Genomic DNA, 25,590 nt, shown 5'->3' with positions numbered 1-25,590 from the left:
TCTAGCCGGGTCGAGCCGAGCTGCGGCCCCACCGCGTCGACATCGCAGGCTCGACCGGCAGGCCCGGCCCGCATAGGCGCCCCTCTGCCCACCGGTGGTGCATGGGCGCCAAGCCCTGCGGGTTCCTACGAAACTGAACCGATACCGAATTCGTGCGATCTCACAGAGCCTCCTCCGCAAGGATGATTGACATCGTCTCGTTTCACAGATGTCATGGTAATCACCAGGGTGAGGACCGCCCCGCCGGCGACGGCGCTGCCGCGTCGGCGCAGGTCGGACCAGGAACAGCCCTTGGGTCAGACCTCCATCCACCACCTTGGACCACAGGAGGTCGGATGGACCACTGAATTCGGCCACCCCCTCCCCACACGGGACCCGTGGCCGAGGGACGAGGATGCATGAGCAGCAACACTTCCCCCACTGGTACGCAACACCAGGGAGAAGCCTCACAGAGCGAGACCACTGTGCTTAGCACGCCCTACGGGCAGCCCGAAGGCGTGCGTCGTCAGTCCGTCTTCCAGGCGGCTGCGAGAGCCACGGCACCGCAGGCCCATTCCGCCAATACCACCTCAAGCGGTACGAGTGCCGAGCAGAGCAGTACTGAGGAGATCGAGGCCATCGCCCCGCCAGCGACCTCGGAACCGGGCTCCGGCAGCGAGCCCGGCGATCAGCCGATGCTCGAGGTCGCGTCAGGAACCGAGGGCACTGTAAGCACCGGTGATCCCGCTGCAGCTGTCCCGGGGACGAACGCCTTCCCGGCGCTGACGCCCACCGCTGCGGAGCCGTCCCCGAACGAGCCGCGGCGGCGTCGCCGTTGGCCCCTGGGGGTCGCGGCCGCAGCGCTCCTCCTGCTGGGTGTCGCCGGTGCCGGAGGCTACGCCTACGCCGCGCACTACGACGGCCGGGCTGTCCCGGGGACCACTGTGGCCGGCACCGACGTCTCCGGCAAGAGCCGGCAGGAGGTGGTGGCCGCCATCGAGGAGCGCGCCAAGAGCACCAAGGTCGACATCTCCGGAGACGTCACCGCCAGCGCCTCCCTGACGGACCTGGGGACCACCGTGGACGCCCAGGCCACCGCTGACGCCGTCATGGCCCGGGGCGACACGCTCGGCGAGAAGCTCCGCGCCCTGGTCTCCCAGGGCAAGAGCGAGGTCCCGGTGGTCTCCACCACCGACAAGACCAAGGTGAGCAGCTACGCCACCTCCCTGATCCCCGAGGACCGCGCCAAGGCACGCAACGCCACCGTGGTCCTGGGCGAGGACGGCACCACCTTCACCACCACGAGCTCGGCCAAGGGATCCTCCCTGGACGCCAACACCCTGGCCCAGGCCGCGCAGAAGGCCGCCACGTCCCTGGACTCCTCGTCGATCTCCCTGACGATCACGGACGCCGCCCCGAAGGTCTCCGACTCCGACGCCCAGAAGGTCGCTGACAAGGCCAACGGCTGGGTATCCCAGGACGTCACCATCACCATGGGCGAAGACTCCTACACGGCGGAGAACACGGACAAGGCCTCGTGGATCAAGATCACCAACTCGACCGAGTCCGCCCCGACCATCGCCGTGGACTCCTCAAAGGTCTCCCAGTGGGTCAAGGCCAAGGCTGAGGAGGCCAGCTCCGAGCCCGTCACCGGCGAGCGCAACGTCAATGCCAGTGGCCAGGTGGTCTCCACCCCGACTGAGGCCAAGGACGGCAAGACCGTCAACAACGCCGACGCGGTGACCACTGCGATCACGCAGTCCCTGGGCAGCAACAAGGCCTACTCCGGCTCCTTCGAGGCGACGACGGTCAAGGCGGAGTGGAAGGAGCGCACCATCGCCAATGGTGCGGAGAAGCTGCCCTACCAGGCCGCCCCGGGTGAGAAGTGGGTCGACCTCAACCTGTCGAACAAGACGGTGACCGCCTACGAGGGGGCGACCGTCGTGCACGGCCCGGTCTCCATCGTCGATGGTGGAGCCGCGACGCCGACAGTCACCGGTACCTACAAGGTCTACCTGCAGTACGAGTCCCAGACCATGCGTGGTCTGGAGCCCAATGGCGATGAGTACGTTGCGGAGAACGTCCCGTGGGTGAGCTACTTCTACGAGGGCTACGCCTTCCACGGCGCGGGTTGGCGCTCCAGCTTCGGGTACTCCGGCTCCCACGGCTGCGTCAACATGCCGGTCCCCGAGGCGCAGTGGATCTACAACTGGGTCGACACGAACACGGTGGTCCAGAGCCACTACTGAGCCCGGTATCAGCGCCAGTATCGGCCGACTCGCGAACGGGGCGGGGCGCCTCCTGTCAGGAGGTGCCCCGCCCCGTTCGTGCGTCCTCAGGAGACCGCCCGAGGTCCGCCCTCCAGGAGCGCCACGAAGCCCTCCTCGTCAAGGATCGTCAGCCCCAGCTCGCGGGCCTTGGTCTCCTTGGAACCCGCTTTGTCCCCCACGACGACGAAGCTCGTCTTCTTCGAAACGCTGCCCGAGGCCTTGCCGCCGCGCGAGACGATGGCCTCCTTGGCGCTGTCCCGGGTGAATCCCTCCAGGGAGCCGGTGACGACGACGGTCAGGCCCTCCAGGGTGCGCGCGGGCTCCTCCTGCTCCTCCGAGTCCTCCTCCCGGGTACGGACCCCGGCGGCCTCCCAGCGGCTGAGGATTTCACGGTGCCAGTCGACCTCACGCCACCTGGCCCAGGACTCGGCGATGGTGGGGCCGACGCCGTCGACCTCGGCCAGCTCGGCGACATCGGCCTGGCACAGGGCCTCCAGGGACCTGAAGCGCGCCGCCAGTGCCCGGGCTGCGGTCGGACCGACGTGGCGCACGGACAGGGCCACCAGGATGCGCCACAGCGGGCGGCTGCGAGCCTGGCGGAGCTGGGAGAGCATGGCGGTGGCGTTCTTCCCCGGCGCTGTCGCCTTCTTGACCCGACCGTCGGCGTCGTAAGTCTGCTTGGTCCAGAAGAACCGGCTCAGACGCCAGTCCCCGGTGGGCACGCCCCGACGGGAGACGGGACGCCAGACGAAGACCTCGCGCAGGTCGTCCTCGGTCAGGTCGAACAGAGTGGCCTCGCCGGTGAGCACCGGCATCTGCTCTGTGATCCCCGCCTGCCTCAGGAGCTCCTCGACGGCCTCCACCCGCTGGGAGACGTGGAGGGAGTCGAGTTCGCCGGACGGGAGGCTGAGCCGTCCGCCTTCGGTCTCCAGGCTCCGCCCTGCCGCGAGCGCCGTCAGGGCCTCGCGGCGTCCGGCATCGGGTCGGGTCAGGGCGCCGGCGGCCTCGTCTCCCAGCCCTTCGACATCCAGGGCGCCCCGAGAGCCGATATGAGCGATCCGCTCGGTGAGCTGGGCGGGGCAGGACCGGGTGTTGGGGCAGCGCAGGTCGACGTCGCCATCCTTGGCCGGCGCCAGCTCAGTGCCGCAGGAGGGGCAGTGCGTCGGCATGACGAAGTCTCGCTCGCTGCCGTCACGCAGGTCGGCGACCGGCCCCAGGATCTCAGGGATGACGTCGCCGGCCTTGCGCACGATGACCATGTCCCCGATGCGCACGCCCTTGCGGGCCACCTCGGTGGCGTTGTGGAGAGTGGCGCGGGCCACCGTCGAGCCGGCGACGAGGACCGGCTCCATCATGCCGAAGGGCGTGACGCGGCCGGTGCGTCCGACCTGGACGGCGATGTCCAGCAGCCGGGTGCGTACCTCCTCGGGCGGGTACTTGTAGGCGGTGGCCCAGCGAGGCACTCGGGAGGTGTGGCCCAGACGGCGCTGGAGGGAGTGGTCGTCGAGCTTGAAGACGATGCCGTCGATCTCGTGGATGAGGTCGTGGCGGTGGGTGGCGTAGCGCTCGATGTAGGCCTCGCGCTCGGCGCGTCCCCTCACCACGGCGTTGTAGGGGGACACCGGCAGCCCCCAGCCGGCCAGCATCTCGTACCACTCGTGCTGCCGGGTGGGGAGCCTCTCCCCCGGTGCGGGGGTGATCGCGCCGACCCCGTGGGCGATCATCGCCAGGGGCCGGGAGGCGGTGACGGCGGGGTTCTTCTGGCGCAGCGAGCCGGCGGCCGCGTTGCGGGGGTTGGCGAAGACCTGCAGGAGGGGGGCGCCGTCGGCCTGCCGCTGCAGGTTGAGGGTGCGGCGCTCCTCGTTGAAGGCCTCGAAGTCCTGGGTGGGGAAGTAGACCTCGCCGCGCACCTCGAGCAGGGAGGGGTGGGCGTCACCGGCCAGGACCAGGGGGACCGAGGCGATGGTGCGCACGTTGCCGGTGACGTCCTCACCGGTGGTGCCGTCGCCGCGGGTCGCGGCCCGGGTGAGGATGCCGTCCTCGTAGGTCAGGGCCACGGCCAGGCCGTCGATCTTGACCTCGGCGGTCATGGCGAGCTCGTCGTCACCGACCCCGGTCTCGGAGACCATGCGCTCGGCCCATTCCTGGACCTCGTCGAGGGAGAAGACGTCCTGAAGGGAGTACATGCGCTCATGGTGCGGGGCGGGGGCGAAGTCGGTGACGGCGCGCCCGCCCACGGAGCGGGTCGGTGACCCGGCTCGGGCTAGAAGAGGGTGAGCCGCCTCCAGTCCCTCCAGCTCCCGGTAGAGGGTGTCGTAGTCGGCGTCGGACAGAGGGCTCTCGGCATCGATCGCGTTGTAGTAGGCATCGCGGGCGGCCTCGATGTCACGCACCAGCTCGCTCCAGCGCTCCCGGGCGGCAGCAGGGATGGCGCTCAGATCCTCGGAGCCGCGCTGATCGGGGCGTGCCGAGGAGGGGGCCGGGGCGGGAGCGGATCCGCGGGGCGCGTCGGTGTCAGTCATGGGGCCATCTTCCCCCAACCGGGTTCACACCGGGATCCGCCCGTGTCCACAGTGACCGGGAGCATCCCCGAACGGCGAGGTTGTCCACACCCAGGGCTGTCCGACGGCGACGTGACGACCCCCAGCGACGATTCTGGAGCAATGAGCACTACCACCGCCGTCCCAGACCGCCACTGGCTTCTGCGGGCAGAGGCCTCGTCCTCGTTGCGCCGTCACTCGGCGGGTGAGGCGGCCGCTGAGGCGGCTCTGGCCGCCCTGGCCGGTCCGTGGCACCTCGCGGTCCTGGACGGTCCTGACCGCGGCCTGGTGATGGCCGTCAGGGACGGCGCCTTTCTGGGCCGGGGAGAGGTTCTCAGTGATCCCTTGGTCTCCCGCCGCCATCTGCGCCTGAGGTTTTACGGTGGCCGGGTCCTGGCGCAGGACTGCGGATCGGCCAACGGCTCCTACCGCTACTGGCACCTGGGCCTGTGGCTGCGTGTGCGCCGGGAGACGAGTATGAAGGAGGGGGCGCTCCTGCGGCTGGGAGACAGCGTGCTCGAGCTGCGCAGGCGCCCCTGCGACCTGGTAGTGGCGGCCCCTGCGACGCAGGCCTCGTCAACGGCATGGTTGATGGTGGGCTCACTGGTCTGCGTCCTGGTCATGGCCGGCTCGACGGTGATCGCGCTCAGGACGGGCAGCCGCGGTGCGATGGGCATGGTCATGGTGGCGCCGATGGTCACGATGACGCTCATGCGTCTGGTGCCCTTCCTGCAACAACGGCGAGCCCAGCGCGCCGGGCGCACCGGGCGTGCCGGTGGGGCCCGATGGCGCGCTCGCCGGCGCCGCCGGGGACACCGACCGGGTTGGAGGCGTCATGAGCCGGACCCTGCCACGATGCTGATGGCCGTCGCGGCGCGCTCCAGCATGTCTCAGTCCGTCCGGGACTCCCCGTCCGAGGGCTCAACGCCCGCCTCCGCCGCTCAGGAGGTCCTGGCCGCGTGGAGTGCCGCTCGCCGACGACGCTGCGTCCTGACGCTCTGCGACGGCGAGAGCCTGGCCCTGCTGGGCAAGGGCTCCGGCAATGCGCTGCGCTGGTGGTGCGCCCAGCTTCTGGCCCGCAACGAGGTCCGGGTGACTGTGCTGGATGACCCACCAGGAGTGCCGCAGCATGAGCGCGCGGGCCATCGGGACAGTGCGCAGAGTGAGGGATGGAAGGCGGCGGACGACCGGCTGGGGCTGCGCCTCGCCTGGGGCCCGCAGGCCCACCCTCGCAGCGCGCAGATAGTGACCTGCTCCCACGATGAGGTCCCGCCCCAGGCGCTGAGCACACGGCCCGCTCCGGCCGGGGCGCCGTCGTACTCGCCGGCCTGGTGGGAGGCGGTTCGACACCTGAGCCGCTCCCGGATCACGGAACCTCCCGGGTCGTCGTCCCGGGTCGATGGCGTCCCCGACGTGGTCCCCCTCAAGGCGGTCATGGACGACCTCGACGCCCACGAGCTGCGGGCACGGTGGGAGGAGCAGACGCGCTCGCCGGCCCGGGGCGCGCCGGCGCTGTCAGCAGTGCTCGGCGTGGGAGCACAGGGGCCGGTACGTGCCGACCTGGTGGCGGACGGCCCGCACGCCCTGTTGGCCGGGACAACGGGTTCGGGGAAGTCCGAGCTGCTCATCTCGTGGCTGGTGCAGCTGGCGCTGAGCCGAGCGCCGGATCGCCTCACCCTGGTCCTGGTCGACTACAAGGGCGGTGCCGCCTTCGGCCCCCTCGCCAACCTGCCGCACACGGCTGGGGTGCTGACGGATCTGGATCCCGCCGGCACCCAGCGCGCCCTGTCCTCCTTGGAGGCCGAGGTGCGCCGCCGCGAGCGGATCCTGGCCGCCCACGGCGCCAAGGACCTCTCCTGCCTGCCGCCACGGGTCGTCGTCCCCGATCTGGTGGTGGCGGTGGACGAGTTCGCCACCTTGGCCGGCGAGCACGCCGAGGTCCTGGAGTCACTGGTGCGTATCGCCGCCCAGGGGCGCAGTCTGGGCATCCACCTCATTTTGGCCACACAGCGCCCTCAGGGGGCCGTGTCCCCAGCGATTCGGGCCAACACCTCCTTGCGAGTGTGCCTGCGGGTGCTCGACGCCGCTGACTCCCGGGACGTCCTGGGGCATGACGGGGCCGCCCGGATCGGTCATCATCCCGGACGGGTCCTGGTCAGTGGAGCCGGCAGCGTTCAGGAGAGCGCCCCTGACCGGCAAGGCCTCGGCAACGGAGTCAGTGGTGCTCCCAGCCCTGGCAGTCAGGTGCTTCAGGCCCCCTGGTGCGGCTCGACACGTGAGGTCCAGAGGATCGTCGACCTCATCTCACGCGCAGCCCAGGGGCACGCCTCCCCGTGGCGCCCCTGGGCGCCGGCCCTGCCCGCCTCGATCAGCGCGGCCGAGGCGCTCGAGCTGGTTCGGCTCCGGGGCCCCCGGGCACCGGGTGATCGTGAGGAGCAGGGAGCCGACGGGGCGCTCGCCCCCACGGAGCCTGCTGACCACGCAGGACTGTCCGGGTGCGAAGACGACCATCTTCTCCTGGCCGTGACCGATCTTCCTCGCCAGCAGAGCCTGGGGCTGTGGCACTGGCGGGTCACACGCCCGCTGCTGGTCCTCGGGGCCCCGAGGTCAGGGCGGTCCACAGTCATCGTCTCAGCCGCGACGGCAGCACTGGGCGCGGGCCGAGGAGTACACCTGTGCGGCTTCGCTTCCCCGACCTTAGACGCCTCCGGCCGGGCCCCGGACGAGGCCTCACCCATGCGCGAGCTCCTCACCCACCCCGGGGTGGGCACGGTGGTCGGCACGGAGGACCCGCGACGCCTGGCCCGACTGTGGGGACTCGCCGCCAGCGGGCACCTCGGCACGGACCTCCTGTGCCTCGATAACGTCGACGCACTCATCGCAACCATCGATGAGGTGCTGGGCCCCGGCCAGGGCAACGCCCTGCTGGAGGCCGTCATCCGCACCACGTCAGCAGCAGGCACTCCCCTGCTGCTGACCGCGCCCTTGGTCGCCTCCACCGCCCGGTGGGCCGGATCGATGGGCCTCAGGCTGGTTCTCGGTGCGGCCACCGGCACACAGGCCGCTCTGGCAGGTCTTCCGCGCGGGGTGGTCACCGGCGGCACTCCGGGGCGCGGCGTCATCCTGGACGGAGCGACGACGACCGCCTGCCAGATCGTGCTCCGTGAGGACTGCCCGGTATCCGGCTCCGAGCGCGACGGCGCCCGCGCGCTGCGGCTCGAGCCGCTGCCGACCCGGCTCACCTGGGAGGACGTCCCGGAGGGCACCTGGGCCGTGGGAGGGGACGCGGCAGCACCGGTCACGCTTCCGGCTCACACCAGCGTCCTGGTCGCCGGGCCTCCTGGTTCGGGTCGCTCCACGGCACTGCGGGCTCTGGCCCAGGCGATGGCCTCCGACCCCCTCGTCGTTGACGACCTGGACCTGGCGGACATCGCCACCGTCACTCGGGTGGAGGCCGCGCTGGCGCGCTCCGAGGTGGTCCTGGCCTCCGCCTCGACGGAGAAGGTCGCCACGACCTTCCGCGGCGCGATCTCCACGATGCGTGAGCGTGAGGCACTCGTCGTGCTGTGGCCCGGTATGCGCCCTGCCGATCAGGCCGCAGGCATGTCCCTGCGGTCGGTCACTGACCCCAGAGCGATGACGTTGCCTGGTCGTGGGGCACTCGTCTATCGCGGAACGTGCCTTCCCATTCAGATCGTGCAACCCCAGCCCGATGACAATGATCGTCCTATTGAACACCCTGTTTAACAGGCATTCTCAATGAAGGAAAGTGGTGTTATCTCAACAGCTCAGCATCCTGTGAGGATCACGACAGGGTATCGGCACAGGTCTCATGATCGAGGTCTTGCTCGCCGCCCCCCGTCGTGTGAAAGTTGTTCTCGGACGCGGCCGTCCCTTCCCTGACAAGCTGGGTCGGCGCCAACCGCATGACCGATGACCTTGTAGGGGGCCCTTATGGACTGGCGCAGCCAAGCCGCATGTCTCACCGTTGACCCGGAGCTCTTCTTCCCCGTGGGGAACACCGGTCCTGCCATTGCCCAGATCGCCAAGGCGAAAGAGGTGTGCGGCCGCTGCGAGGTGGTGGACACCTGCCTGAAGTGGGCACTGGAGAACGGTCAGGACGCAGGCGTCTGGGGAGGCATGAGCGAGGACGAGCGCCGTTCTCTCAAGCGCAGGGCGGCCAGGGCCCGCCGGTCCTCCTGAAAACTGATCGAGTTCTTGACACTGCGGTGTTCGCACGGTTAATCGTGCGAACACCGTTTTGTTGATCCAGGGGTTTTCAGCCGCAGAAAAAGGGAGGGTCAGACTTCAGCCCTGGCAGCCCGCTGATTAAGGCGGGCGTGAATGACGACGTCGGTGCCCCCTCCGCTCAGAGGCTCCCAGTCAATGACCCCACGTAGCTCGCCGCGCACGAGCGTGGTGACGATCCGCGTTCCCAGACCGGTCATAAGGGTATCCGGCGCCAGGCCTGCACCGTTGTCCATCACATGAACCTCGAGCCGGTCCTCGTCACGGTGGGCCGTGACCGTCACGCGGCCGTCACGGCCATCGAGGCCGTGCTCGACGGCGTTGGTCACCAGCTCGGCCAGCACCGTGGCCAGTGCCTGCGCCGTGTCAGCGTCGACCACTCCGAAGGAGCCCTCCAGCTTGGTGCTGACCTCGCCCGTGGGCGTGGCCACAACCGCGGCCATGCGTAGGATGGAGGAGAAGACCTCGTCGAAGTCCACGTGCTCGTTGACGTTGTGGCTCAAGGCGTCGTGGACAGTGGCGATGGTGGTCACCCGGCGCTCGGCCTCGGACAGGGCCTGACGGGTCTCCTCGTTCGAGGCGCGGCGGGCCTGCATGCGCAGCAGCGCCGAGACGGTCTGCAAGTTGTTCTTGACCCGGTGGTGGACCTCCCGGATGGTGGCGTCCTTGTTGAGCAGGACCTGCTCACGCCGACGCACCTCGGTGACGTCACGAACCAGGAGCACTGCCCCGGATCGGCGTCCCTTGAGCGTCAGCGGGATGGAGCGCACAGACAGGAACACTCCCCCGACCTCGACTTCGGTGAGCCAGGCCTGCCTGCCCATGAGAACCACGGCCAGCGTCTCATCGACGGGGGTACGGGCGGGAATGATCGAGGTGACGGCCTCGGCCAGCAGGATCCCCTCCAGCTCACCCTCGATGCCCAGGCGGTGGAAGCAGGAGCGCCCGTTAGGGCTGACGTAGACGATCCGTCCCTCCTCGTCCAGGCGCAGGACGCCGTCGGCCACTCGCGGCGTGCCGTGACGGATCGTGGTGCCGGCGCCCTGGATGGGGAACTCGCCCGAGGCGGTCATCTGGCACAGGACCTCGGCGATCTCCTCCATCTCCCGCTCAACGATGCGCCCGCCCCGGATAACACCCACCGAGGTCTCCCGAGTCACGACGGCGATCGGCGTACCGGCGTGAACGACCGGGATGTACTCCTCCTGGACCGCGGCGGTACCGGTCCAGTAGGGCTCGGCGGCGTCCTGGATCTGGGCGGTGGACAGTGACTCCATGGCCATGGCCTCACGTGAGGCCGGCATGCGCCGCCCGACAACGTCCTCGAGGTGGACGGTGGTTCCCCCCGAGGGGCGGGTGTGGCCCGCGGCAATGAAGCGCCCCGCACGGGTACGCACCCACAGGACCAGGTCGGAGGTGGATAGGTCCGCAATCAACTGCCAGTCAGCCACCAGCTGGTGGATCCAGTCGAGGTCGGCCTCGGCGAGGTCGACTGCGTCTCTCAGGGCGCTAGGCAGAAGATTAGGCACCTCTCAAGGTTATCGGCAGTCAGCGGAACCGGCTCGTTGAGCCGGCTATTTGCCAAGCAGGACACATGTTCGGGATCTGAATGATCCCGCATTCAACCGCACGAGTGCGCCCTGACTGCCGACCCCGCGGCGGTCGGAGCATGCCCTACCCCGGCGAAACATGACAGGATCGCACCATGAGGAAGACCATCACCATCACCTATCCCGCCACTCCGGCACGCACCGCGCAGATGCTCGCCGACCCCGCCTATCAGGAGGCGCGGGTCTCGCGGGCCGGGCTCGACAACGCCTCGGTGGACGTCGCCCAGCGAGGCCAGGGCTTCGTGGCCACCATCGCCGGGAGCATCCAGCCTTCCCAGCTGCCCTCGGTCGCCTCGAGGTTCGTGCGCTCGGCGGTGTCCTTCTCCGTGGCCGAGTCCTGGGGCGAGCCGAAGGATGACGGTTCACGCTCCGGCGGCTACGACGTGACGATCAAGAACGCCCCGGTCAAAGTCAGTGCCACCTCCACCATGTCTCCCGCCGCGGATGCCGCCGGTGAGGCCACCACCGTCACCGTCGACGTCGACCTCAAGGTCACCGTGCCGTTGGTCGGCAAGACCATCGAGGAGAAGGCAATGGGCATGGTGGGCCGAGTCGTGGCGGACGAGGAGCGCCGGGCCGCCGCCTGGCTCGCCGAGCACTGAGCCGCCCCTCCATCGCTCACCTCGATCACCCGCATCGATCACGGACTGTGCGCTGCGTCGCCCAGCGGCGTTATTCCCGTGATGCGTCCCTGTCCGCCAGTGGCGCATCACGGGGCTGTGCGCCGGTTCCACCGCCGGGTCTCGCCCGGTTTCATGGCACGATCAGGCCATGAGTACTTCTAACGCAGCCGCCTCCGCCCCCAACGCCGTGTGGGCCGAGCGCGCAGGCACCCGCCAGTACATCGGTCGCAACTCCTCGGGGGCTGAGGTCCGCATCGGCATGGGCCCGGGCGAGTTCTCCCCCGGTGAGCTGATGAAGATCGCCCTTGCCACCTGCAACACCCTGTCCGCCGACCACCGTCTGGCCAAGGCCCTGGGCGAGGACTTCGAGGCCACCGTGGGCTGCTCGACCGTCAAGAACGACGCCGAGGAGCGCTACGAGTCCTTCCAGGTCGAGATCGTCACTGACCTGTCCTCCCTCGACGCCGAGCAGCGCGAGCTGCTCAGCCAGCGAGTCGCCAGCGCCGTCGACCGTCACTGCACCGTGGGCCACACCATCGAGCACGGCGCTTCCTACACCACGACGATCGTCGACCCCAACGAGGACTGAGCACCCCGGCCCTTGAACCGGCCGCTCTCCCCGAGGCCCCCTGCGTCACTCAGGTAAGGAGACCACTGTGAACACCTCCCGCTCCGGGCGCCCCACAGCGCTGGAACGCGCCCTCGACAAGGCCATCGCCATCCCGGCCTCCCGCATCGAGGAGCGTGTCGCACGGATGCGTCGGGACCGCCCCGGGGCCGACGCCGCCGAGCTCGTCGAGATGGCCGGCGCCCGCTTCCGGCGGGATGCAGGGCTGTCATCGGGAGCAGTCGGGGCCTCGGCGGCCATCCCAGCCATCAGTACGGGCGCGGCCGCTGCCCTGACGGTCGGCCAGAGCGCCGCCTTCATCGCCTCGGCCGTCACCTACGTTCTGACTGTCGCGGAGATCCAGGGGGTCCACGTCGTCGACACCGAGCGCCGTCGGGCCCTGGTCCTCTCCGCCCTTCTGGGCAAGGAGGGTTCCGAGGCGGTTCAGGGCCAGCTGGGTCTGTCCTCGATGTTCTGGGCGGCTCAGCTGCTCATGCAGATGCCCCTGCCGTCGGTGAAGTCGATCAACGCCCACCTCATCAAGCGGGTGGCCAAGCGCTCGGCCGCCAAGGGCGGGGCGCTGGCGCTGGGGCGCCTCCTCCCCTTCGGGATCGGCGCCGCCATCGGCTGGAAGGGGGGCCGAGCACTGGCCAACCAGGTCATCGAGGGTGCGCAGGCGGCGCTGGGGCCCCAGCTCGCTCTGAGCGACTACGTCGACAGCTCCCACGTCGAGGTGATCGAAGCGTGAGCGGTATCGGCAGCGCCAGCGAGCCCTCACCGTCGGCCGCTCAGTACCCGGCGCTGGCGCAGATGGGGCTCATCCCCCCGCCAGGCGTCGACGTCGCCTACGAGAACCTCCTGGCTGATGTCCTGACCAACGGGACCGCGAAGTCCGACCGCACCGGCACCGGGACACGGTCGCTCTTCGCCCGCCAGCTGCGCTACGACCTGCGCCGCGGCTTTCCGCGCATCACCACGAAGTTCGTGGCCATGAAGGCCGTCAAGGGTGAGCTGCTGTGGTTCTTGAGCGGGGAGACGAATGTGCGCTGGCTCCAGGAGCGGGGCATCACGATCTGGGACGAGTGGGCCAATGACTCCGGTGAGCTGGGGCCGGTCTACGGCTCGCAGTGGCGCTCGTGGCCCACCCGGGACGGGAGCGCGATCGACCAGATCGCCGGGCTCATCGACACGCTGCGCACCGACCCGGACTCACGGCGCATGCTGGTGTCGGCCTGGAACGTCTCCGAGCTGGGGTCCATGGCACTGGCCCCGTGCCACGCCTTCTTCCAGTGCTACGTGGCCGACGGCCGCCTGAGCCTGCAGATCTACCAGCGCAGCTCCGACCTGTTCCTGGGGGTGCCCTTCAACATCGCCTCCTACGCGCTGCTGGCCCACATGCTCGCCCAGCAGGCGGACCTGGAGCCCGGAGAGCTCATCTGGACCGGCGGGGACTGCCACATCTATGACAACCACGTCGAGCAGGTCCGCACCCAGCTCTCCCGGGTGCCCAGCGCCCACCCCTTCCCCACGTTGCGCCTGGAGCGGGCCGAGTCCATCGACTCCTACGACATGGACGACATCGACGCCTCCCAGGGCTACGAGCACCACCCCACGATCAAGGCCCCGGTCGCGGTATGAGCGGCCTGGGGATGATCTGGGCCCAGGACGTCACCGGCGTCTTGGGTGCCGACGGTGGCATGCTGTGGCGCGTGCCGGCGGACTTCGCCCACTTCAAGGCCACGACCATGGGCTGCGGGCTGGTCATGGGGCGCACCACCTGGGACTCACTGGGAGGGCCCCTGCCCGGGCGGCGCAACGTGGTCCTCACCCGTGACCGCTCCTGGCGGGCCGAGGGGGCGGTCCGCGCCGGCTCACTGCGCGAGGGGCTCTCGCTGGCGGCGCGGGGCCTGGCCGCTGAGCTGGGCCGCGACCCCCGCGAGGGGGATGCTGCCGGGCTGCCCCGTCTGTGGGTCATCGGTGGTGGGAGCGTCTACGAGCAGGCGCTGGCTGACGGCCTGCCCGATGTGCTCGTCGTCAGCGTCCTGGACCTGGATGCCTCGCAGCGGGCCCGCGAGCGCGGCCTGCCCGACTCGACGCTGGTGCGCGCGCCGGGGATCAGCACTCACGAGTGGGCCATCGACCCGGCCCTCTCCGACCCGCGGGGGCAGTGGCGCCCCGCATCCGGGGACGCGCGCTGGCGCGTGGAGACCTGGCGGCACCTATAGACGCGCTCGAAACGCCCTCGGTGAGCGTTTCAGCGGAGGCTCAGTGGTCGGCGTCGTAGCGCGCCCGGGCCTGGCTGACAGCGCCGAGGTGCTCAGTGGCCCAGGCCTCGACGTGAGCCAGCGCCTCCGCCAGACCCTTGCCCGAGTCGGTGAGCTCGTAGGTCACTCGCGGTGGGATCTCAGGGTACTGATGGCGCTCGATGAGACCATCGCGCTCAAGGCCCCTGAGGGTCTGGGTGAGCATCTTGGTGGAGATACCATCGACGCGGGTCGATATCTCCTTGAATCGTTGCGGCTGGTCCGCTTCGTGAAGCGCCCCGACGACGAGCACGGTCCACAGGTCGCCGAGCGACTTGAGCAGACCGCGTGAGGGGCAGCTACGGCTATAGGGGTCGGGCGCCATCTCCCCCGCCTGCTGCGTGCCGGTCGGCGACTCAGTGTCGGCCACATCGTCTCCTCGTGTGCTTGGTCGCTGATCCGTCGTCGGCCGCCCACGCGTGTGGGCGGCCGACGACGGGCATAGGCGATAGGTTACCTGCGAATCGGAAGCCTTACTCGAGCCTTACTCGGGGCTCACTCAGACACGACGGCGAGGCCGCCAGTCCAACCAACCTGCTCCGTGACACCCAGGGCGATGTTCAGCGCCCCGAGCGCCTCCATACGCTCTGCCCGCTTGAGCTCTCCGGCGTCGGCCCACACCAGTCCGGCGGCCTCGACGAACGAGCGCAGGCTCGCCTTGGCCCCTGCGGAGTCGGAGGCGGCCAGGACAGTGGCCGGGCGAGCGCCGATGGTGCCGCTCGCCAGGACGGCGGCGAAGACGGTGTTGAAGGCCTTGACCACCTGCGCGTCCGGGAGGTTCGCTGCGAGCTCGGCGGTCGCGGAGCTACCGGCCGGGACGAGAGAGTCGAGAGTGGTGAAGTCCAGGGGGTTGGTCGGGTCGACGACGATCTTGCCGGCGAAGGCCTGTGCGCCGTAGGTGGCGATGACCTCGTCGATGGCGGCGTAGGGCAGGGCGAGGACGACGATGTCACCGGTCAGGGGTGAACCGATCTGGGCGACGTCGACGCCCGGCAGGTCGGTGGCCTTGGAGGCGTCGCGCACCAGGACCTGAGTAGTGGCACCGGCCTTGACCGCCAGACCTGCGACCGCCGATCCGATGTTGCCGGCGCCGATGATGGAGATGGAGGGGACGGACATGAGAACTCCTTGAGCGTTAGTTGTTGAACGAACAACTAAACTCTCTCACACGCAATCACTTTCCAGAAGAGAGTGACTGTATGAAAGAGATCACAGGCTGTTGTCCACACGCTCTCCGCCATCGCTGACATGCCGAGCACCGCGGGGCTCTCGCCGCTCAGAGCAGCTTCTTGGAGGTGAGCCAGTCGGTGGCGATGGTCTTGGAGCTGAGCTTCTCGCCGGTAGAGCGCTGGTTGAGGGAGCGCAGCTCATCGGGGGTCAGCAGGGCCGAGACCCGGTTGATGGCGGTGGCCGCGATGGCTGGCAGTGAGGCAGAGACCAGCGGGGTGACGTTCTGCGGGAGGATGAGCATCTGGGGGTCGGACAGGATGACGAGATCCTTGACCCCGATGGCGGGATCGGAGGAGTAGATGTCGGCGACGTCGACGGTGCCGTCAGTGAGGGCCTTGACGGTCAGGGGCCCGCCGGAGTCCTCCACCGGCGTGACGGAGGCGTCGACCCCGTAGACGGCCTTGAGGCCCTTGGGGCCGTAGGGGCGGGTGGCGAACTCCGAGTTCGCGGCGATCGTGACGGACCGCCCCAGCGAGGCCAGGTCGCCGATGGAGGTCAGGGAGTGGGCCTGGGCGGTGGCCTTGGTGACGGTCAGGGAGTCTTGATCCGTCGCCTCGGCCAGGTTCAGGACGGTCAGCGAGTGCGGCAGGGTCCTCAGCAGGGCGTCCTGGATGGAGGCGGTATCGCCGGCGGCGCGGGAGGAGGTTGCGGTGGCGGTCGCAGCGGTGGGGCCGCCTGAGGCGGAGGTCTTGCTGTAGTACTCCAGCAGGTTGCCGCCGTATTCGGGGATGACGTGGATCTTGCCGGCCTCGAGCTCGGGCAGGTAGACCTCCCGCTGGCCGATCTGGTACTGGCGGGTAACGGTCAGGCCCGTCTTCTCCATCATCTGGGCGTAGAGCTCGGCGATGATCTCGTTGGAGTAGTACTGCTGGCTGCCGATGATGATCGGGCCGCCGGAGTAACCTCCCGAGGATTGGTCGACGGCGAAGGGGTCGGTGTCGGAGCAGGCGCTCAGGGCGAGCAGACCGGTGGTTGCGCCGACACCGGCCAGCAGGCCGCGTCGCGTCAGCTGCTTGCCGGGGCGCGAGTGGGACGGTGCAGTCATGCTGATTCCTTCCGGTACTGCCGGGCGCCCGGGGGCGTGACCCCCCATTGGATGAGAGCGAAGATAGCCTCGGAGGCCAGGGCCAGAGCGATGACCAGGAGCGCCGAGGAGAGCATCATGACGTAGTCCTGGGTCTTGAGGCCCAGGAACATGAGTCGGCCGAGCCCGCCGGCGCCGGTATAGGCGGCCAGTGTGGCGGTGGAGATGACCTGGAGGCTGGCCGAGCGCAACCCGCCGACGAGCAGCGGCGCTCCCAGGGGGATCTCGACCCGGCTCAGTACCTGGAGCTCGCTCATGCCGCTGGCCCGGGCGCCGTCGACAGCCATGACTGAGGCCGCCCGCACACCGCTCATGGCTCCGGCCAGGACACTGGGTAGGGCCAGGATGACGAAGGCGATCATGGGGGCGCTCAGGCCGACCCCGAGAACGAGGCCGAACAGCGTAATGAGGCCGAGGGTGGGCAGGGAGCGGGCCGTGCCGCTGAGCGGTTGCACCCAGGTGCGCCCGCGTCCGGTGTGCCCCACCCACCAGCCGGCGGGGACCCCGATGAGTGCGGCGATGAGGACACCGGCCAGGGAGTAGAGGACGTGCTGGACCAGCAGTGGGCCGATCCCCATGGCCCCGCTCCAGTGAGCGGGATCGGCGATGTAGGCCAGTGCGGCCAGGACGAACCTCACGCCTTGCCCTCCTGACTGTTCGAGGCGGCTGCGCAGGCTCCGGCAGCGACTGCCCCGGCGTCGCCGGCGCGCTTCCAGGTCCAGGGCAGGCACAGCCGCCCCAGCGCGAGGACGAGCCCGTCCAGGACGAGGGCCAGGGCCGCGGTGGCGACCAGCCCGGTGACGATCTCCGCCGTGATGCCGCGCTGGAAGCCGTCGGTGAACAGCCAGCCGAGGCTGCGCACACCGAGGACCGCCCCGACAGTGGTCAGTGAGATCGTCGAGACCGTCACCACGCGCAGGCCAGTGAGGATGGCCGGGCCCGCCAGCGGCAGCTCGACGGTGAGGAAGCAGCGCAGGCGCCCCATGCCCATGGCGGTGGCGGCGTCCAGGACGCGGGCGTCAACGGCGTCGAGTGCGTCGGCGGTGGCCGGCACCAGGAGCGCCAGCCCGTAGAGGGTCAGGGCCACGATGACGTTGAGCGGGTCGCGGATGCCGGTGGCCAGGATGATGGGGAGGATGACGAACAGGGCCAGGGAGGGGACGGCGTAGAGCAGCGAGGAGCCGGTCACCAGCACGGCTCGCAACGGCGGGGCCACGCGGGCCAGCCGGGCGATGGGGATCGCCAGGACGAAGGAGGCGATGATCGCGGGAACCGCCTGGAGGAGGTGGGCCAGGAGGTGCCCGGCGATGGTGGGCAGGTTGGCCAGGACCCAGCTCATGCCCGTTCCTCCGCCTCCGTGGAGGACTCGTCGGCCAGGCGCCCGACGGCGCGGCCAGCCCGGTCCAGGACGATCCGGGACTCGGCGACGTCCGTGAGCTGAAGCTGGCGGGCGGCGTCATCGAGGCCGAGGAAGCGGGCGACGAAGTCATCGGCCGGGTCGGCCAGCAGCTGGGGGCCGCTGCCTCGCTGGGCGACCTGGGCGCCTTCGCGCAGGAGGATGATCTCGTCGCCCAGGGCCAGGGCCTCATCGACGTCGTGGGTGACGAAGATGATGGTCTTCCCCAGCTCGGCCTGGATGCGCGCCATCTCGCGCTGGAGGTCGCGGCGCACGAGCGGGTCGACGGCGCCGAAGGGCTCGTCCATGAGGAGCACCTCGGGGTCGGCGGCCAGTGCCCGGGCCACACCGACCCGCTGGGCCTGGCCGCCGGAGAGCTGGTGGGGGTAGCGCCCGGCCAGGTCGCGGTCGAGGTCGAGCATGTCCATGAGCTCGAGGGCCCGGCACCGGGCGTCGTGGCGGTCGGCGCCCTGGAGGCGGGGTACGAGGGTGATGTTGTCGATGACGCGCCGGTGCGGCAGCAGCCCCGCGTTCTGCATGACGTAGCCGATGGAGCGACGCAGGGCCACGGCATCGCGGGTGGCGACGTCCTCATCATCGATGAGGACCCGTCCGCTGGAGGGCTCCACCATGCGGTTGACCATGCGCAGCAGGGTCGTCTTGCCACAGCCGGACGATCCCAGCAGGACGGTGGTGGTGCCGGCCTCGATACGGGCGGTAAAGGAGTCGACGGCGGGGGAACCTGATTCGGCACCCCTCCCGGCCGGGTACGACTTGGTAACGGTATCGAAGGTAATGGTGCTGCTCATTGCGGGTGCCGGGTGTCCTCTCATGGCCTTAGGCGGCGCGGCCCGATGGCGTATCGCAACAGTACCAGCCGTCACCTGCCGATCTGCCAGGTGACGGCCTTTCCCAAGGCGATTGGTGCAGGATTGAAAGCAAACACCCAGGTGCTCACCATCGACACGTCGAAGATATCGACGCGCTGCTCCCTCTCAACACCGCAGCAGTGCGCACCATTCCCGCACTGCATGCCCAGGCTGCGCCCCCGGGCGGGCTTTCCGGATCAGAAGGTCCGGATCAGAAGGCCGGGCGCAGGGCGACGTCGTCGGAGTAGTCGGAGGCAACGAGCTCGACGCGGTTGCCCTCGGGGTCAAGCACGGTGGCCTCGTAGTATCCGTCGCCGGTCTCACGGGGTCCGTCGACGACCGGCACACCGGCCTCCGACATGTAGGAGGCCAGGTGGTCGACGTCTTCGCGCCCCGGCAGACCAAAAGAGACGTGAGCCCACCCCAGCCCGGCGGCCTCGCGCCCCTCGGCCAGCTCCGGACGGGTCATGATCTCCAGACGGGTCCCCCGCTCGTCCGCGGGCGTCTCGGCGAAGTGGAGGATATGGGTGCGCAGGCCGGTCCTGGGGTTCTCGTAGAGACCGTTGGCATGCCCGTCAAACCAGTGGGAGTAGAAGTCGCGGGCGCTGTCGAGGTCGGCGACCCAGATGGCGACGTGGTCGAGGTACGGCATGGTCATTCCTTTCCTGACGGTGAAGAATCACTGCCGACAACCAGAGATGATCGTACGATCACTCTTCCAGGCAGCGATTTTTCTTTACTGAATCAACGGATTCTCGGAACTCCGATCCGTTGACACCAACAGTAGAAGACCATACGATCATTGTCATTGCTCGTTCTCCAGCAAAACGATCACCTCGTTGCTACCGATGCGGAGGAAGCATGCGCGACAGTCCCCACGACAGGCGCCGCACGATACTGCGTGCCCTGAGCCCCACCACGGTCCACAGTGTGCAGGCGCTGTCCCGGCTGACCGGGGTCTCGGTCATCACCATCCGCCGGGACCTGGCCGAGCTGGCCCATGAGGGCCTGGTGACCCGGGTCCACGGCGGGGCTCTGCGTGCACCGCGCCGTGGGGCCGCCCGACCGGCCTCCATGCGTCGCAGGCAGGATGTGGAGATCAAGCGCCGTCTGGCGCAGGCCACTGCCGAGCTCATTGAGGACGGGGAGGCGGTCATCATCGACTCGGGGACCACCTGCGAGATGGTGGCCGAGCAGCTGGCCGGCCGCGACATCCGGGTTCTGTGCCTGTCGCTGGGAGCCGGGGCTGCAGTGGCCTCCGTGCGTGGAGCCGCGGTGACCATCGCGGGTGGCCCGGTGGATCCGGAGTCCCTCTCCCTGTTCTCCGCTGAGGCGGTCGAGGCGGTGCACGCGTTCCGCGCCGACGTCGCGGTCCTGTCCACCTGCGCCGTGTCCACCCGTGAGGGCCTGACCGTCATGGAGTCCGACGACGCGATGGTCAAGCGCGCCATCATGGCCTCCTCCACCCGACGCGTTCTGCCGACCGCACCGAGCAAGATCACCCAGACCAACACCTACCGGTTCGGGCGTATCGAGGACCTCGACACGCTGCTGACAACAAGCCAGATCGACCCCGAGGCCCTCGAGGAGCTGCGGGGCGCCGGGGTTGACGTCGTCCTGTGCGACTAACGGCGAACGACCGGGTCGCAGCGGAGCAGCTCAGCCCAGCAGTGCTGCGATGGTGCAGGAGACCGCCAGCAGCGGGAGGATGCCTTGCTTGGCAGCTGCGCCGCGGTGGGGTGCCGAGGCCAGGGCCAGGACCACGGCGGCGGCCAGCATGGCCCCGGTCCCGGCCAGGATGAGGGCGGCGCCGAGCTCCACGTGTCCCAGGGCCGCCAGGGTGACTCCGGTCAGCGTCTGGAGGGCCAGGAAGAGGTTGTAGAAGCCCTGGTTGAAGGCGTAGAAGGCGTGTGGCCTGGCCTCCTCGGGCGTACCTCCGAAGGTCTTGCGGGCCAGGGGCCCCTCCCAGGCGATGGACTCCATGTAGAAGATGAGGACATGGAGAGCAGCGGCCAGGACGGCGAGGACCATTGCGGCAGTCAGCATGGGCACTCGATTCATGAGACGGATGGAAACCGGCCCCTCAACCACCCCGACGCCGTCGTTATTCCCCGGGATTCCCGAGGCTCACCAGGACGTCGCCGGCGCCTCCTGAGGTCAGGAGGCCGCCTGCTTGGTCACCCAGGCGATGAAGTTCTCCTCGCCGGTGCCGGTCAGCTCGGCCATCGTGTGCCCCTGACCCCAGATGGTGGCGAAGTCGACGTTGCCGGCTCCGGCCTGCTGGAGTGCCAGGGCGAGGTTCACCTCGACGGTGGAGGCCGTGTCGCCCTGGGTAATGCCGGTGCGGATGCGCCAGGCCGGGGCGATGGTGGAGGTGCCCCGGCCCTTGGAGTCCTGGGTGAGGTAGTACAGGGGGTCGTACATCGCCACACGCGTGACCATGTCGGTGCCGACCGAGTCCTTGGCGGCCAGGTCCTTCTCGTAGGCGGCGACGCCGTAGTCCTTGTTCCAGCCCGACAGCCCCGAGTACCTGGACTGCCCCTTGGAGATGACCTCGCGACTCAAGGAGGAGAAGTGCTGCTTGTTCTCCCCTGAGCCCATGACGAGATTCTCGGTCTGGGCACGCCCCACACCATCGAAGGCCCCCACGTCCTTGGAGGCGTTCTTCTGGGAGGTGACGAAGCCCTGCAGGCCGGTGACCGTCGCGGTCTTCTTGGAGGCGTCGTAGGTGACCCACTGCGAGGAGGAGTTGAGGAAGGCGATGTACTCCTCCACCGTCTTGTAGGTGGTGGACTCACCACTGTCCTGACCGCCGCCTCCGGGTGTACCGCCCTTGGGGGGCGTGCCGCCACCGTCGCTGGGCGGGGTTCCCGACGGCGCCCCGCCGCCCCCACTGGGCTCCATCCCGGCCATCTCGGTGGAGGAGGGCGTGTAGGGGAAGGTGGTGGCCGCCAGGAAGTCGTTGAGGGACTTCTGGATGACCGACACGAGGTGGTTGTAGTAGGAGCCCGACAGGTAGGTGCCCTGGGAGGAGGGCTCCAGGGTCAGCGGCTTGCCCTGGGAGTCGGTGAGCTTCAGCCCGTTGAGGTAGGTGGGGAAGGCGGCCGCAAGGTCCTGGGAGTAGGCCCTCGTCCAGGTGCCCTCGGCCCGGGTGCCGGAGGAGGCGAACTGCCCCATGTTCCACTCGTAGGCGGCGTTGACGCTGTCCAGGCTGGTGATCGGGCACCAGCACATGGCTCCGGCGACGGCGTCGGACAGGGCCTTGCCACTGGTGTCAGTGGTGGCGGCCCCTAGGACGGCCAGGTAGGGGGCGAACAACTCACTGTCCCCGGAGGCTCCCGCGACGGCGCTCTGCGCCCCTCCCCCGCTGTGCCCGAAGACGTAGACCTTCGCGGCGTCGCCGGGAACGGCGGCGGAGTTGTAGCGCCGGTAGCGCACGGCGGCCTTGAGGTCGGTGACGCCCCAGGGCGCATTGCCGGAGTAGGTCTGGGAGTTGGAGTCCTTGCCGCGCAGACCGGCGTGGACGTAGATGAAGCCGGCCTCCATGTAGGCCTTGATGGTGTCGTAGGAGTACTCGGTGGGCGGCTTCTGGGCGGAGTATCCCGGGGTGTTGACCGGGAAGACGGTGGGTGCGGTGGCGGCGGTGAAGCTGCCGACGGCGCCCGAGGCGTTGACGGTGACCGTGTAGGTGCCGTTGCCGTTGTCCTTCCCGGTGAAGTAGGGCCCGGGCACGTAGATGCCCAGGGTCTCGTAGTCCGAGGCCTGGGGCGTGGCCACGTAGCGCAGACCCAGCTGGTAGTAGACCTTGTGGTCCGCGTCGTAGCGCCAGGCGGCGGAGTCCAGGGCGAGCTTGGCATCGGTGGGTGCCTGAGACGAGGCTGCGGAGGAGGCCTGCGCGGTGGCCCCTCCGGTGGAGCAGGCTCCCAGGCCCAGGAGTCCCGCCGTGGCGGGCAGGGCGGCAAGGATGGTGCGTCGTGGCAGGTTCATCGTGGTTCCCTCCGGCTCAGTCAGTCGCGTGCCTCGCTCGGGTGTCTGCGTACGTGGCTAGCACATCACCTTAAGGCACGGACGATCCCAGGACGTGGTGTGCCGCTTCTGTGAGTCGGCATCCGCGTGCTGGCGCGCAAGCCAGAATGCGGGCTCGGCTCGTACGACGACGGCGCCGCCCTCGCGTGAAGGGTGGCGCCGTCGTCGGCTATGAGGGACAGTCCTGAGGATCAGTCCTCAGCGGCACTGGGGTGGGTCATGTCCATGGGGACGACCCACTTGTCGAACTCCTCAGCGGTGACGAAGCCGAGCTCGAGGGCGGACTCGCGCAGGGACAGGCCCTTGTGGTGCGCGTTCTTGGCGATCTTGGAGGCCTTGTCGTAGCCGATGTGGCGGTTGAGGGCGGTGACCTGCATGAGGTTGGTCTCCAGGTTGGCCTTGATCCGCTCAGTGTTGGGCTCAATACCGTAGGCGCAGTTGGTGTCGAAGGAGACGCAGGCGTCACCCAGGAGCTGGATGGACTCCAGGACGCACCAGGCCATAACCGGCTTGAAGACGTTGAGCTGGAAGTTGCCCTGGGATCCGGCGAAGCCGACTGTGGCGTCGTTGCCGAAGACCTTCGTGGCCACCATGGTCATGGCCTCGCACTGGGTGGGGTTGACCTTGCCGGGCATGATCGAGCTGCCGGGCTCGTTCTCGGGGATGATGAGCTCGCCGATGCCGTTGCGGGGGCCGGAGGCGTACCAGCGCACGTCGTTGGCAATCTTCATGAGGGCATCGCCCAGGACGCGCAGGGCGCCGGAGACCTGAACCAGGGCGTCGTGGGCGCCCAGGGCGGCGAAGAGGTTGTCCGCCTGGGTGAACTCGATGCCGGTCTCCTCGGAGATCTTCTTGGCGCACAGGGCCCCGAACTTCGGGTGGGCATTGAGGCCGGTGCCGACGGCGGTCCCGCCGATGGCCAGCTCACGGGCGCGGGAGTCGGCGTAGCGGATGCCGTCGAGGGCGAAGTCGATCTGGGCGACCCAGCCGCTGATGACCTGCCCCAGGGTGATGGGGGTGGCGTCCTGCAGGTGGGTGCGGCCCACCATGACGACGTCGGCGTAGGCCTTGGCCTTGGCGTCCAGGGTGTCGCGCAGCTGCTGGACGCGCGGGTACATGACGGCCAGCTCGTTGACGACGGCGATGTGCATGGCCGTGGGGAAGGTGTCGTTGGAGGACTGGCCGCGGTTGACGTGGTCGTTGGGGTGGACCGGGGTCTTGGAGCCGCGCTCGCCGCCGGCCAGCTCGATAGCGCGGTTGGAGATGACCTCGTTGGAGTTCATGTTGGACTGGGTGCCCGAGCCGGTCTGGAAGACCACGAGCGGGAACTCGGTGTCGAGGTCACCGGCGATGACCTCGTCGCCGGCCTTGGCGATGAGCTCGGCGATGTCGGCGGGCAGCTCGCCGAGCTCGGCGTTGGCCAGGGCGGCGGACTTCTTGAGAATCCCCAGGGCCTTAATCATGGGGCGGCCCCACACGAAGGTCTCGCGGCCGATGTCGAAGTTGTGCAGGCTCCGCTCGGTCTGGGCCCCCCAGTAGCGGTTGGCGTCCACCTCGATGGTGCCCATGGAGTCGGATTCGGTGCGGGTCGTGACAGCCTGGTTGGGCGTCTTTGCATCAGTTGTCATAGATGCAAGGTTAGGCGCTCGTGCTCGCCGCCGTGCGGGGACGGGCGTCCCAGACACGTCTCAGATCGCTACCGGCCAACACCGCCGAAGGCGCGTCACACGGGTCGCAGCTGCTCCAGGGCCAGGTCCAGCAGATCCGCAAGATGGTCATTGCCGTCAATGGTCCGGGGCTCATGGAGATGACCGGTGATCTGCAGGGCGGCGAGCCCATGAAGCAGAACCCAGATGACGGTGGCGATCTCACGGGTGGGGCCGGGTCGTAGCTGCCCGGCCCCCTGAGCCTGGGCAACGAGCTCGCCGACGGCGGCCATGGCGTCGTCAGCGGCCTCCTCCAGCCCGGGGTCCGGCTCCGCAATCGGAGCGTCCCCGAAGACCAGCTGGTAGTGGTGGGGGCACTCGACTGCGTAGTCGATGTAGGCCCAGCAACCGGCGCGCAGCCGCTGTCGCGCCCCCCGGTGCCGCTCCGCACCGTGACGAATCCGCTCTGCGATCTGCCGCAGTGTCCGGCCCGCCAAGGCACGCATGAGCGCAGCCTTGTCCGCGTAGTGACGATAGGGCGCCGAGCGGGACACGCCGGCAGCCTCACCAACGGCACGCAGCGTCACCGCCTCGGGTCCCTTGTCCTCGAGCAGCGTTGCAGCGGCGTCGAGGATGGCGGCGCGCGTCGGACCTGGATCACGAGGGCTCATGACCCAAGCCTACTCACATGTTGACACAGTCAACTTTCCAGTTATGCTGACATTGTCAACTTAACCTGAGAAGAGGAACGACTCATGACCGACACCACCCGAACCGATGCCAACTTCGACGCGAGCTACCTGCGTACCTGGACTGAGCCCGACGCCGGTCAGCGCCGTGCACTCATCGAGCAGATGTGGGCCCCGCACGGGTCGCTGCACATCTCCTCACCCGCCTTGACCGTTACAGGAACAGCCGACATCGCTGAGCACATCAACCGCGTCCACAACGACCGCATTGCAGGTCAGGGCCTGATCTTCAGCTATGACCAGCGCATGGAGTCCGGCGACGCACTTTTGCTGCGCTGGTCGATGACCGCCCCAAGCGGCGACATCGTCGGGCGCGGAGTCGACACCGTCTTCCGCGACGTCGACGGCAAGGTGACGCGCGCCTACATGTTCATGGGCGTGAACTGACCCGAGCGAGCCCCTGCGACTCG

At 69.0% G+C, this 25,590-nt stretch carries 23 protein-coding genes; 10 read left to right on the top strand and 13 right to left on the bottom strand.

Annotated features, from left to right (window positions below; translation table 11 throughout):
• Nucleotides 1-398 precede the first annotated feature (398 nt).
• Nucleotides 399-2,228, top strand: coding sequence for a L,D-transpeptidase (locus HW274_RS04070; protein ID WP_185989263.1), 1,830 nt, complete (start codon nt 399-401; stop codon nt 2,226-2,228).
• An 86-nt stretch (nt 2,229-2,314) separates the two neighbouring features.
• Here HW274_RS04070 and ligA read toward each other — a convergent pair whose 3' ends face one another.
• On the bottom strand, nt 2,315-4,771 hold the full coding sequence (gene ligA, locus HW274_RS04065) for an NAD-dependent DNA ligase LigA (RefSeq protein WP_185989262.1): 2,457 nt from the start codon (nt 4,769-4,771) through the stop codon (nt 2,315-2,317).
• Between the two features lie 141 nt (nt 4,772-4,912).
• Here ligA and HW274_RS04060 point away from each other — a divergent pair, with 141 nt between their 5' ends.
• Entirely contained in the window at nt 4,913-8,536 is a 3,624-nt protein-coding gene (locus tag HW274_RS04060) for an FtsK/SpoIIIE domain-containing protein (protein WP_260679180.1), read from the top strand.
• Nucleotides 8,537-8,743: 207 nt separating this feature from the next.
• Nucleotides 8,744-8,992 (top strand): WhiB family transcriptional regulator, encoded by a 249-nt coding sequence (locus HW274_RS04055; protein WP_003779481.1) that lies wholly within the window; start codon nt 8,744-8,746, stop codon nt 8,990-8,992.
• A gap of 98 nt (nt 8,993-9,090) precedes the next feature.
• Here the strand turns inward: HW274_RS04055 and HW274_RS04050 are convergent, their stop codons facing one another.
• Nucleotides 9,091-10,566 carry a sensor histidine kinase gene (locus HW274_RS04050; RefSeq protein ID WP_075404375.1) on the bottom strand — a complete coding sequence of 492 codons (1,476 nt, stop codon included), beginning with the start codon at nt 10,564-10,566 and terminating at the stop codon, nt 9,091-9,093.
• 176 nt (nt 10,567-10,742) lie between these two features.
• Between HW274_RS04050 and HW274_RS04045 the strand changes: the two genes are divergently transcribed.
• The 5 genes from HW274_RS04045 (at nt 10,743) to HW274_RS04025 (ending at nt 14,102) form a co-directional block, all read left to right on the top strand.
• A complete protein-coding gene (locus tag HW274_RS04045) occupies nt 10,743-11,249 on the top strand; it encodes a DUF2505 domain-containing protein (protein ID WP_185989260.1) in 507 nt (168 codons plus the stop codon).
• Between the two features lie 169 nt (nt 11,250-11,418).
• Nucleotides 11,419-11,859 carry an OsmC family protein gene (locus HW274_RS04040; protein WP_075404373.1) on the top strand — a complete coding sequence of 147 codons (441 nt, stop codon included), beginning with the start codon at nt 11,419-11,421 and terminating at the stop codon, nt 11,857-11,859.
• Between the two features lie 67 nt (nt 11,860-11,926).
• Nucleotides 11,927-12,625, top strand: a complete 699-nt coding sequence (locus HW274_RS04035; RefSeq protein WP_075404372.1) for a hypothetical protein — start codon at nt 11,927-11,929, stop codon at nt 12,623-12,625.
• A complete protein-coding gene (locus HW274_RS04030; RefSeq protein ID WP_313902166.1) occupies nt 12,622-13,515 on the top strand; it encodes a thymidylate synthase in 894 nt (297 codons plus the stop codon). The genes HW274_RS04035 and HW274_RS04030 overlap by 4 nt, the downstream gene beginning before the upstream one ends.
• The gene (locus tag HW274_RS04025) at nt 13,512-14,102 is read left to right on the top strand and encodes a dihydrofolate reductase (protein ID WP_185989259.1); all 591 of its coding nucleotides are present in this window, start codon (nt 13,512-13,514) and stop codon (nt 14,100-14,102) included. Before HW274_RS04030 ends, HW274_RS04025 begins: the two co-directional genes overlap by 4 nt.
• A 40-nt stretch (nt 14,103-14,142) precedes the next feature.
• On the opposite strand, the gene HW274_RS04020 is transcribed toward HW274_RS04025, so the two are convergent.
• The 7 genes from HW274_RS04020 to HW274_RS03990 form a co-directional block, all read right to left on the bottom strand.
• Nucleotides 14,143-14,550: a helix-turn-helix domain-containing protein gene (locus HW274_RS04020; protein ID WP_081384963.1), complete on the bottom strand. Its 408-nt coding sequence runs from the start codon at nt 14,548-14,550 to the stop codon at nt 14,143-14,145.
• A gap of 125 nt (nt 14,551-14,675) precedes the next feature.
• Nucleotides 14,676-15,299, bottom strand: coding sequence for an NADPH-dependent F420 reductase (locus HW274_RS04015; protein WP_185989258.1), 624 nt, complete (start codon nt 15,297-15,299; stop codon nt 14,676-14,678).
• A 157-nt stretch (nt 15,300-15,456) separates the two neighbouring features.
• Nucleotides 15,457-16,455 (bottom strand): ABC transporter substrate-binding protein, encoded by a 999-nt coding sequence (locus HW274_RS04010; RefSeq protein WP_185989257.1) that lies wholly within the window; start codon nt 16,453-16,455, stop codon nt 15,457-15,459.
• Nucleotides 16,452-17,132 (bottom strand): ABC transporter permease, encoded by a 681-nt coding sequence (locus HW274_RS04005; RefSeq protein ID WP_185989256.1) that lies wholly within the window; start codon nt 17,130-17,132, stop codon nt 16,452-16,454. Before HW274_RS04005 ends, HW274_RS04010 begins: the two co-directional genes overlap by 4 nt.
• On the bottom strand, nt 17,129-17,833 hold the full coding sequence (locus HW274_RS04000) for an ABC transporter permease (protein ID WP_185989255.1): 705 nt from the start codon (nt 17,831-17,833) through the stop codon (nt 17,129-17,131). The genes HW274_RS04005 and HW274_RS04000 overlap by 4 nt, the downstream gene beginning before the upstream one ends.
• Nucleotides 17,830-18,699, bottom strand: a complete 870-nt coding sequence (locus tag HW274_RS03995; protein WP_185989254.1) for an ABC transporter ATP-binding protein — start codon at nt 18,697-18,699, stop codon at nt 17,830-17,832. Before HW274_RS03995 ends, HW274_RS04000 begins: the two co-directional genes overlap by 4 nt.
• A gap of 271 nt (nt 18,700-18,970) precedes the next feature.
• Entirely contained in the window at nt 18,971-19,411 is a 441-nt protein-coding gene (locus tag HW274_RS03990; protein WP_260679178.1) for a VOC family protein, read from the bottom strand.
• Between the two features lie 209 nt (nt 19,412-19,620).
• On the opposite strand from HW274_RS03990, the gene HW274_RS03985 reads away from it, so the two are divergent.
• Nucleotides 19,621-20,388, top strand: coding sequence for a DeoR/GlpR family DNA-binding transcription regulator (locus HW274_RS03985; protein WP_075415505.1), 768 nt, complete (start codon nt 19,621-19,623; stop codon nt 20,386-20,388).
• Nucleotides 20,389-20,418: 30 nt separating this feature from the next.
• Here HW274_RS03985 and HW274_RS03980 read toward each other — a convergent pair whose 3' ends face one another.
• The 4 genes from HW274_RS03980 to HW274_RS03965 all read right to left on the bottom strand — a co-directional run bounded on the left by HW274_RS03980 (nt 20,419) and on the right by HW274_RS03965 (nt 25,102).
• The gene (locus tag HW274_RS03980; protein WP_185989560.1) at nt 20,419-20,805 is read right to left on the bottom strand and encodes a DUF1304 domain-containing protein; all 387 of its coding nucleotides are present in this window, start codon (nt 20,803-20,805) and stop codon (nt 20,419-20,421) included.
• A gap of 111 nt (nt 20,806-20,916) precedes the next feature.
• A complete protein-coding gene (locus tag HW274_RS03975; RefSeq protein ID WP_185989252.1) occupies nt 20,917-22,746 on the bottom strand; it encodes a subtype A tannase in 1,830 nt (609 codons plus the stop codon).
• Nucleotides 22,747-22,976: 230 nt separating this feature from the next.
• A complete protein-coding gene (gene fumC / locus HW274_RS03970) occupies nt 22,977-24,413 on the bottom strand; it encodes a class II fumarate hydratase (RefSeq protein WP_185989251.1) in 1,437 nt (478 codons plus the stop codon).
• Nucleotides 24,414-24,508: 95 nt separating this feature from the next.
• Nucleotides 24,509-25,102, bottom strand: coding sequence for a TetR/AcrR family transcriptional regulator (locus HW274_RS03965; RefSeq protein WP_075390695.1), 594 nt, complete (start codon nt 25,100-25,102; stop codon nt 24,509-24,511).
• An 84-nt stretch (nt 25,103-25,186) separates the two neighbouring features.
• Between HW274_RS03965 and HW274_RS03960 the strand changes: the two genes are divergently transcribed.
• Nucleotides 25,187-25,567, top strand: a complete 381-nt coding sequence (locus HW274_RS03960; RefSeq protein ID WP_185989250.1) for a nuclear transport factor 2 family protein — start codon at nt 25,187-25,189, stop codon at nt 25,565-25,567.
• Nucleotides 25,568-25,590 lie beyond the last annotated feature (23 nt).

It is taken from the genome of Actinomyces sp. oral taxon 169 (assembly GCF_013394715.1).
Taxonomy (GTDB): domain Bacteria; phylum Actinomycetota; class Actinomycetes; order Actinomycetales; family Actinomycetaceae; genus Actinomyces.
The sequence above is the reverse complement of the archived record's forward strand: the minus strand, read 5'-3'. Positions and strand labels throughout refer to the sequence as shown.

What these genes read in the sequence shown, in the direction of transcription:
- HW274_RS03980 (WP_185989560.1), bottom strand. Translation starts at nt 20,805, where the DNA reads ATGCTGACTGCCGCAATGGTCCTCGCCGTCCTGGCCGCTGCTCTCCAT.
- HW274_RS03975 (WP_185989252.1), bottom strand. Translation starts at nt 22,746, where the DNA reads ATGAACCTGCCACGACGCACCATCCTTGCCGCCCTGCCCGCCACGGCG.
- fumC (WP_185989251.1), bottom strand. Translation starts at nt 24,413, where the DNA reads ATGACAACTGATGCAAAGACGCCCAACCAGGCTGTCACGACCCGCACC.
- HW274_RS03995 (WP_185989254.1), bottom strand. Translation starts at nt 18,699, where the DNA reads ATGAGCAGCACCATTACCTTCGATACCGTTACCAAGTCGTACCCGGCC.
- HW274_RS04045 (WP_185989260.1), top strand. Translation starts at nt 10,743, where the DNA reads ATGAGGAAGACCATCACCATCACCTATCCCGCCACTCCGGCACGCACC.
- HW274_RS03990 (WP_260679178.1), bottom strand. Translation starts at nt 19,411, where the DNA reads ATGCCGTACCTCGACCACGTCGCCATCTGGGTCGCCGACCTCGACAGC.
- HW274_RS04015 (WP_185989258.1), bottom strand. Translation starts at nt 15,299, where the DNA reads ATGTCCGTCCCCTCCATCTCCATCATCGGCGCCGGCAACATCGGATCG.
- HW274_RS04040 (WP_075404373.1), top strand. Translation starts at nt 11,419, where the DNA reads ATGAGTACTTCTAACGCAGCCGCCTCCGCCCCCAACGCCGTGTGGGCC.
- HW274_RS03960 (WP_185989250.1), top strand. Translation starts at nt 25,187, where the DNA reads ATGACCGACACCACCCGAACCGATGCCAACTTCGACGCGAGCTACCTG.
- ligA (WP_185989262.1), bottom strand. Translation starts at nt 4,771, where the DNA reads ATGACTGACACCGACGCGCCCCGCGGATCCGCTCCCGCCCCGGCCCCC.
- HW274_RS04025 (WP_185989259.1), top strand. Translation starts at nt 13,512, where the DNA reads ATGAGCGGCCTGGGGATGATCTGGGCCCAGGACGTCACCGGCGTCTTG.
- HW274_RS04060 (WP_260679180.1), top strand. Translation starts at nt 4,913, where the DNA reads ATGAGCACTACCACCGCCGTCCCAGACCGCCACTGGCTTCTGCGGGCA.
- HW274_RS03965 (WP_075390695.1), bottom strand. Translation starts at nt 25,102, where the DNA reads ATGAGCCCTCGTGATCCAGGTCCGACGCGCGCCGCCATCCTCGACGCC.
- HW274_RS04000 (WP_185989255.1), bottom strand. Translation starts at nt 17,833, where the DNA reads ATGAGCTGGGTCCTGGCCAACCTGCCCACCATCGCCGGGCACCTCCTG.
- HW274_RS04070 (WP_185989263.1), top strand. Translation starts at nt 399, where the DNA reads ATGAGCAGCAACACTTCCCCCACTGGTACGCAACACCAGGGAGAAGCC.
- HW274_RS03985 (WP_075415505.1), top strand. Translation starts at nt 19,621, where the DNA reads ATGCGCGACAGTCCCCACGACAGGCGCCGCACGATACTGCGTGCCCTG.
- HW274_RS04055 (WP_003779481.1), top strand. Translation starts at nt 8,744, where the DNA reads ATGGACTGGCGCAGCCAAGCCGCATGTCTCACCGTTGACCCGGAGCTC.
- HW274_RS04010 (WP_185989257.1), bottom strand. Translation starts at nt 16,455, where the DNA reads ATGACTGCACCGTCCCACTCGCGCCCCGGCAAGCAGCTGACGCGACGC.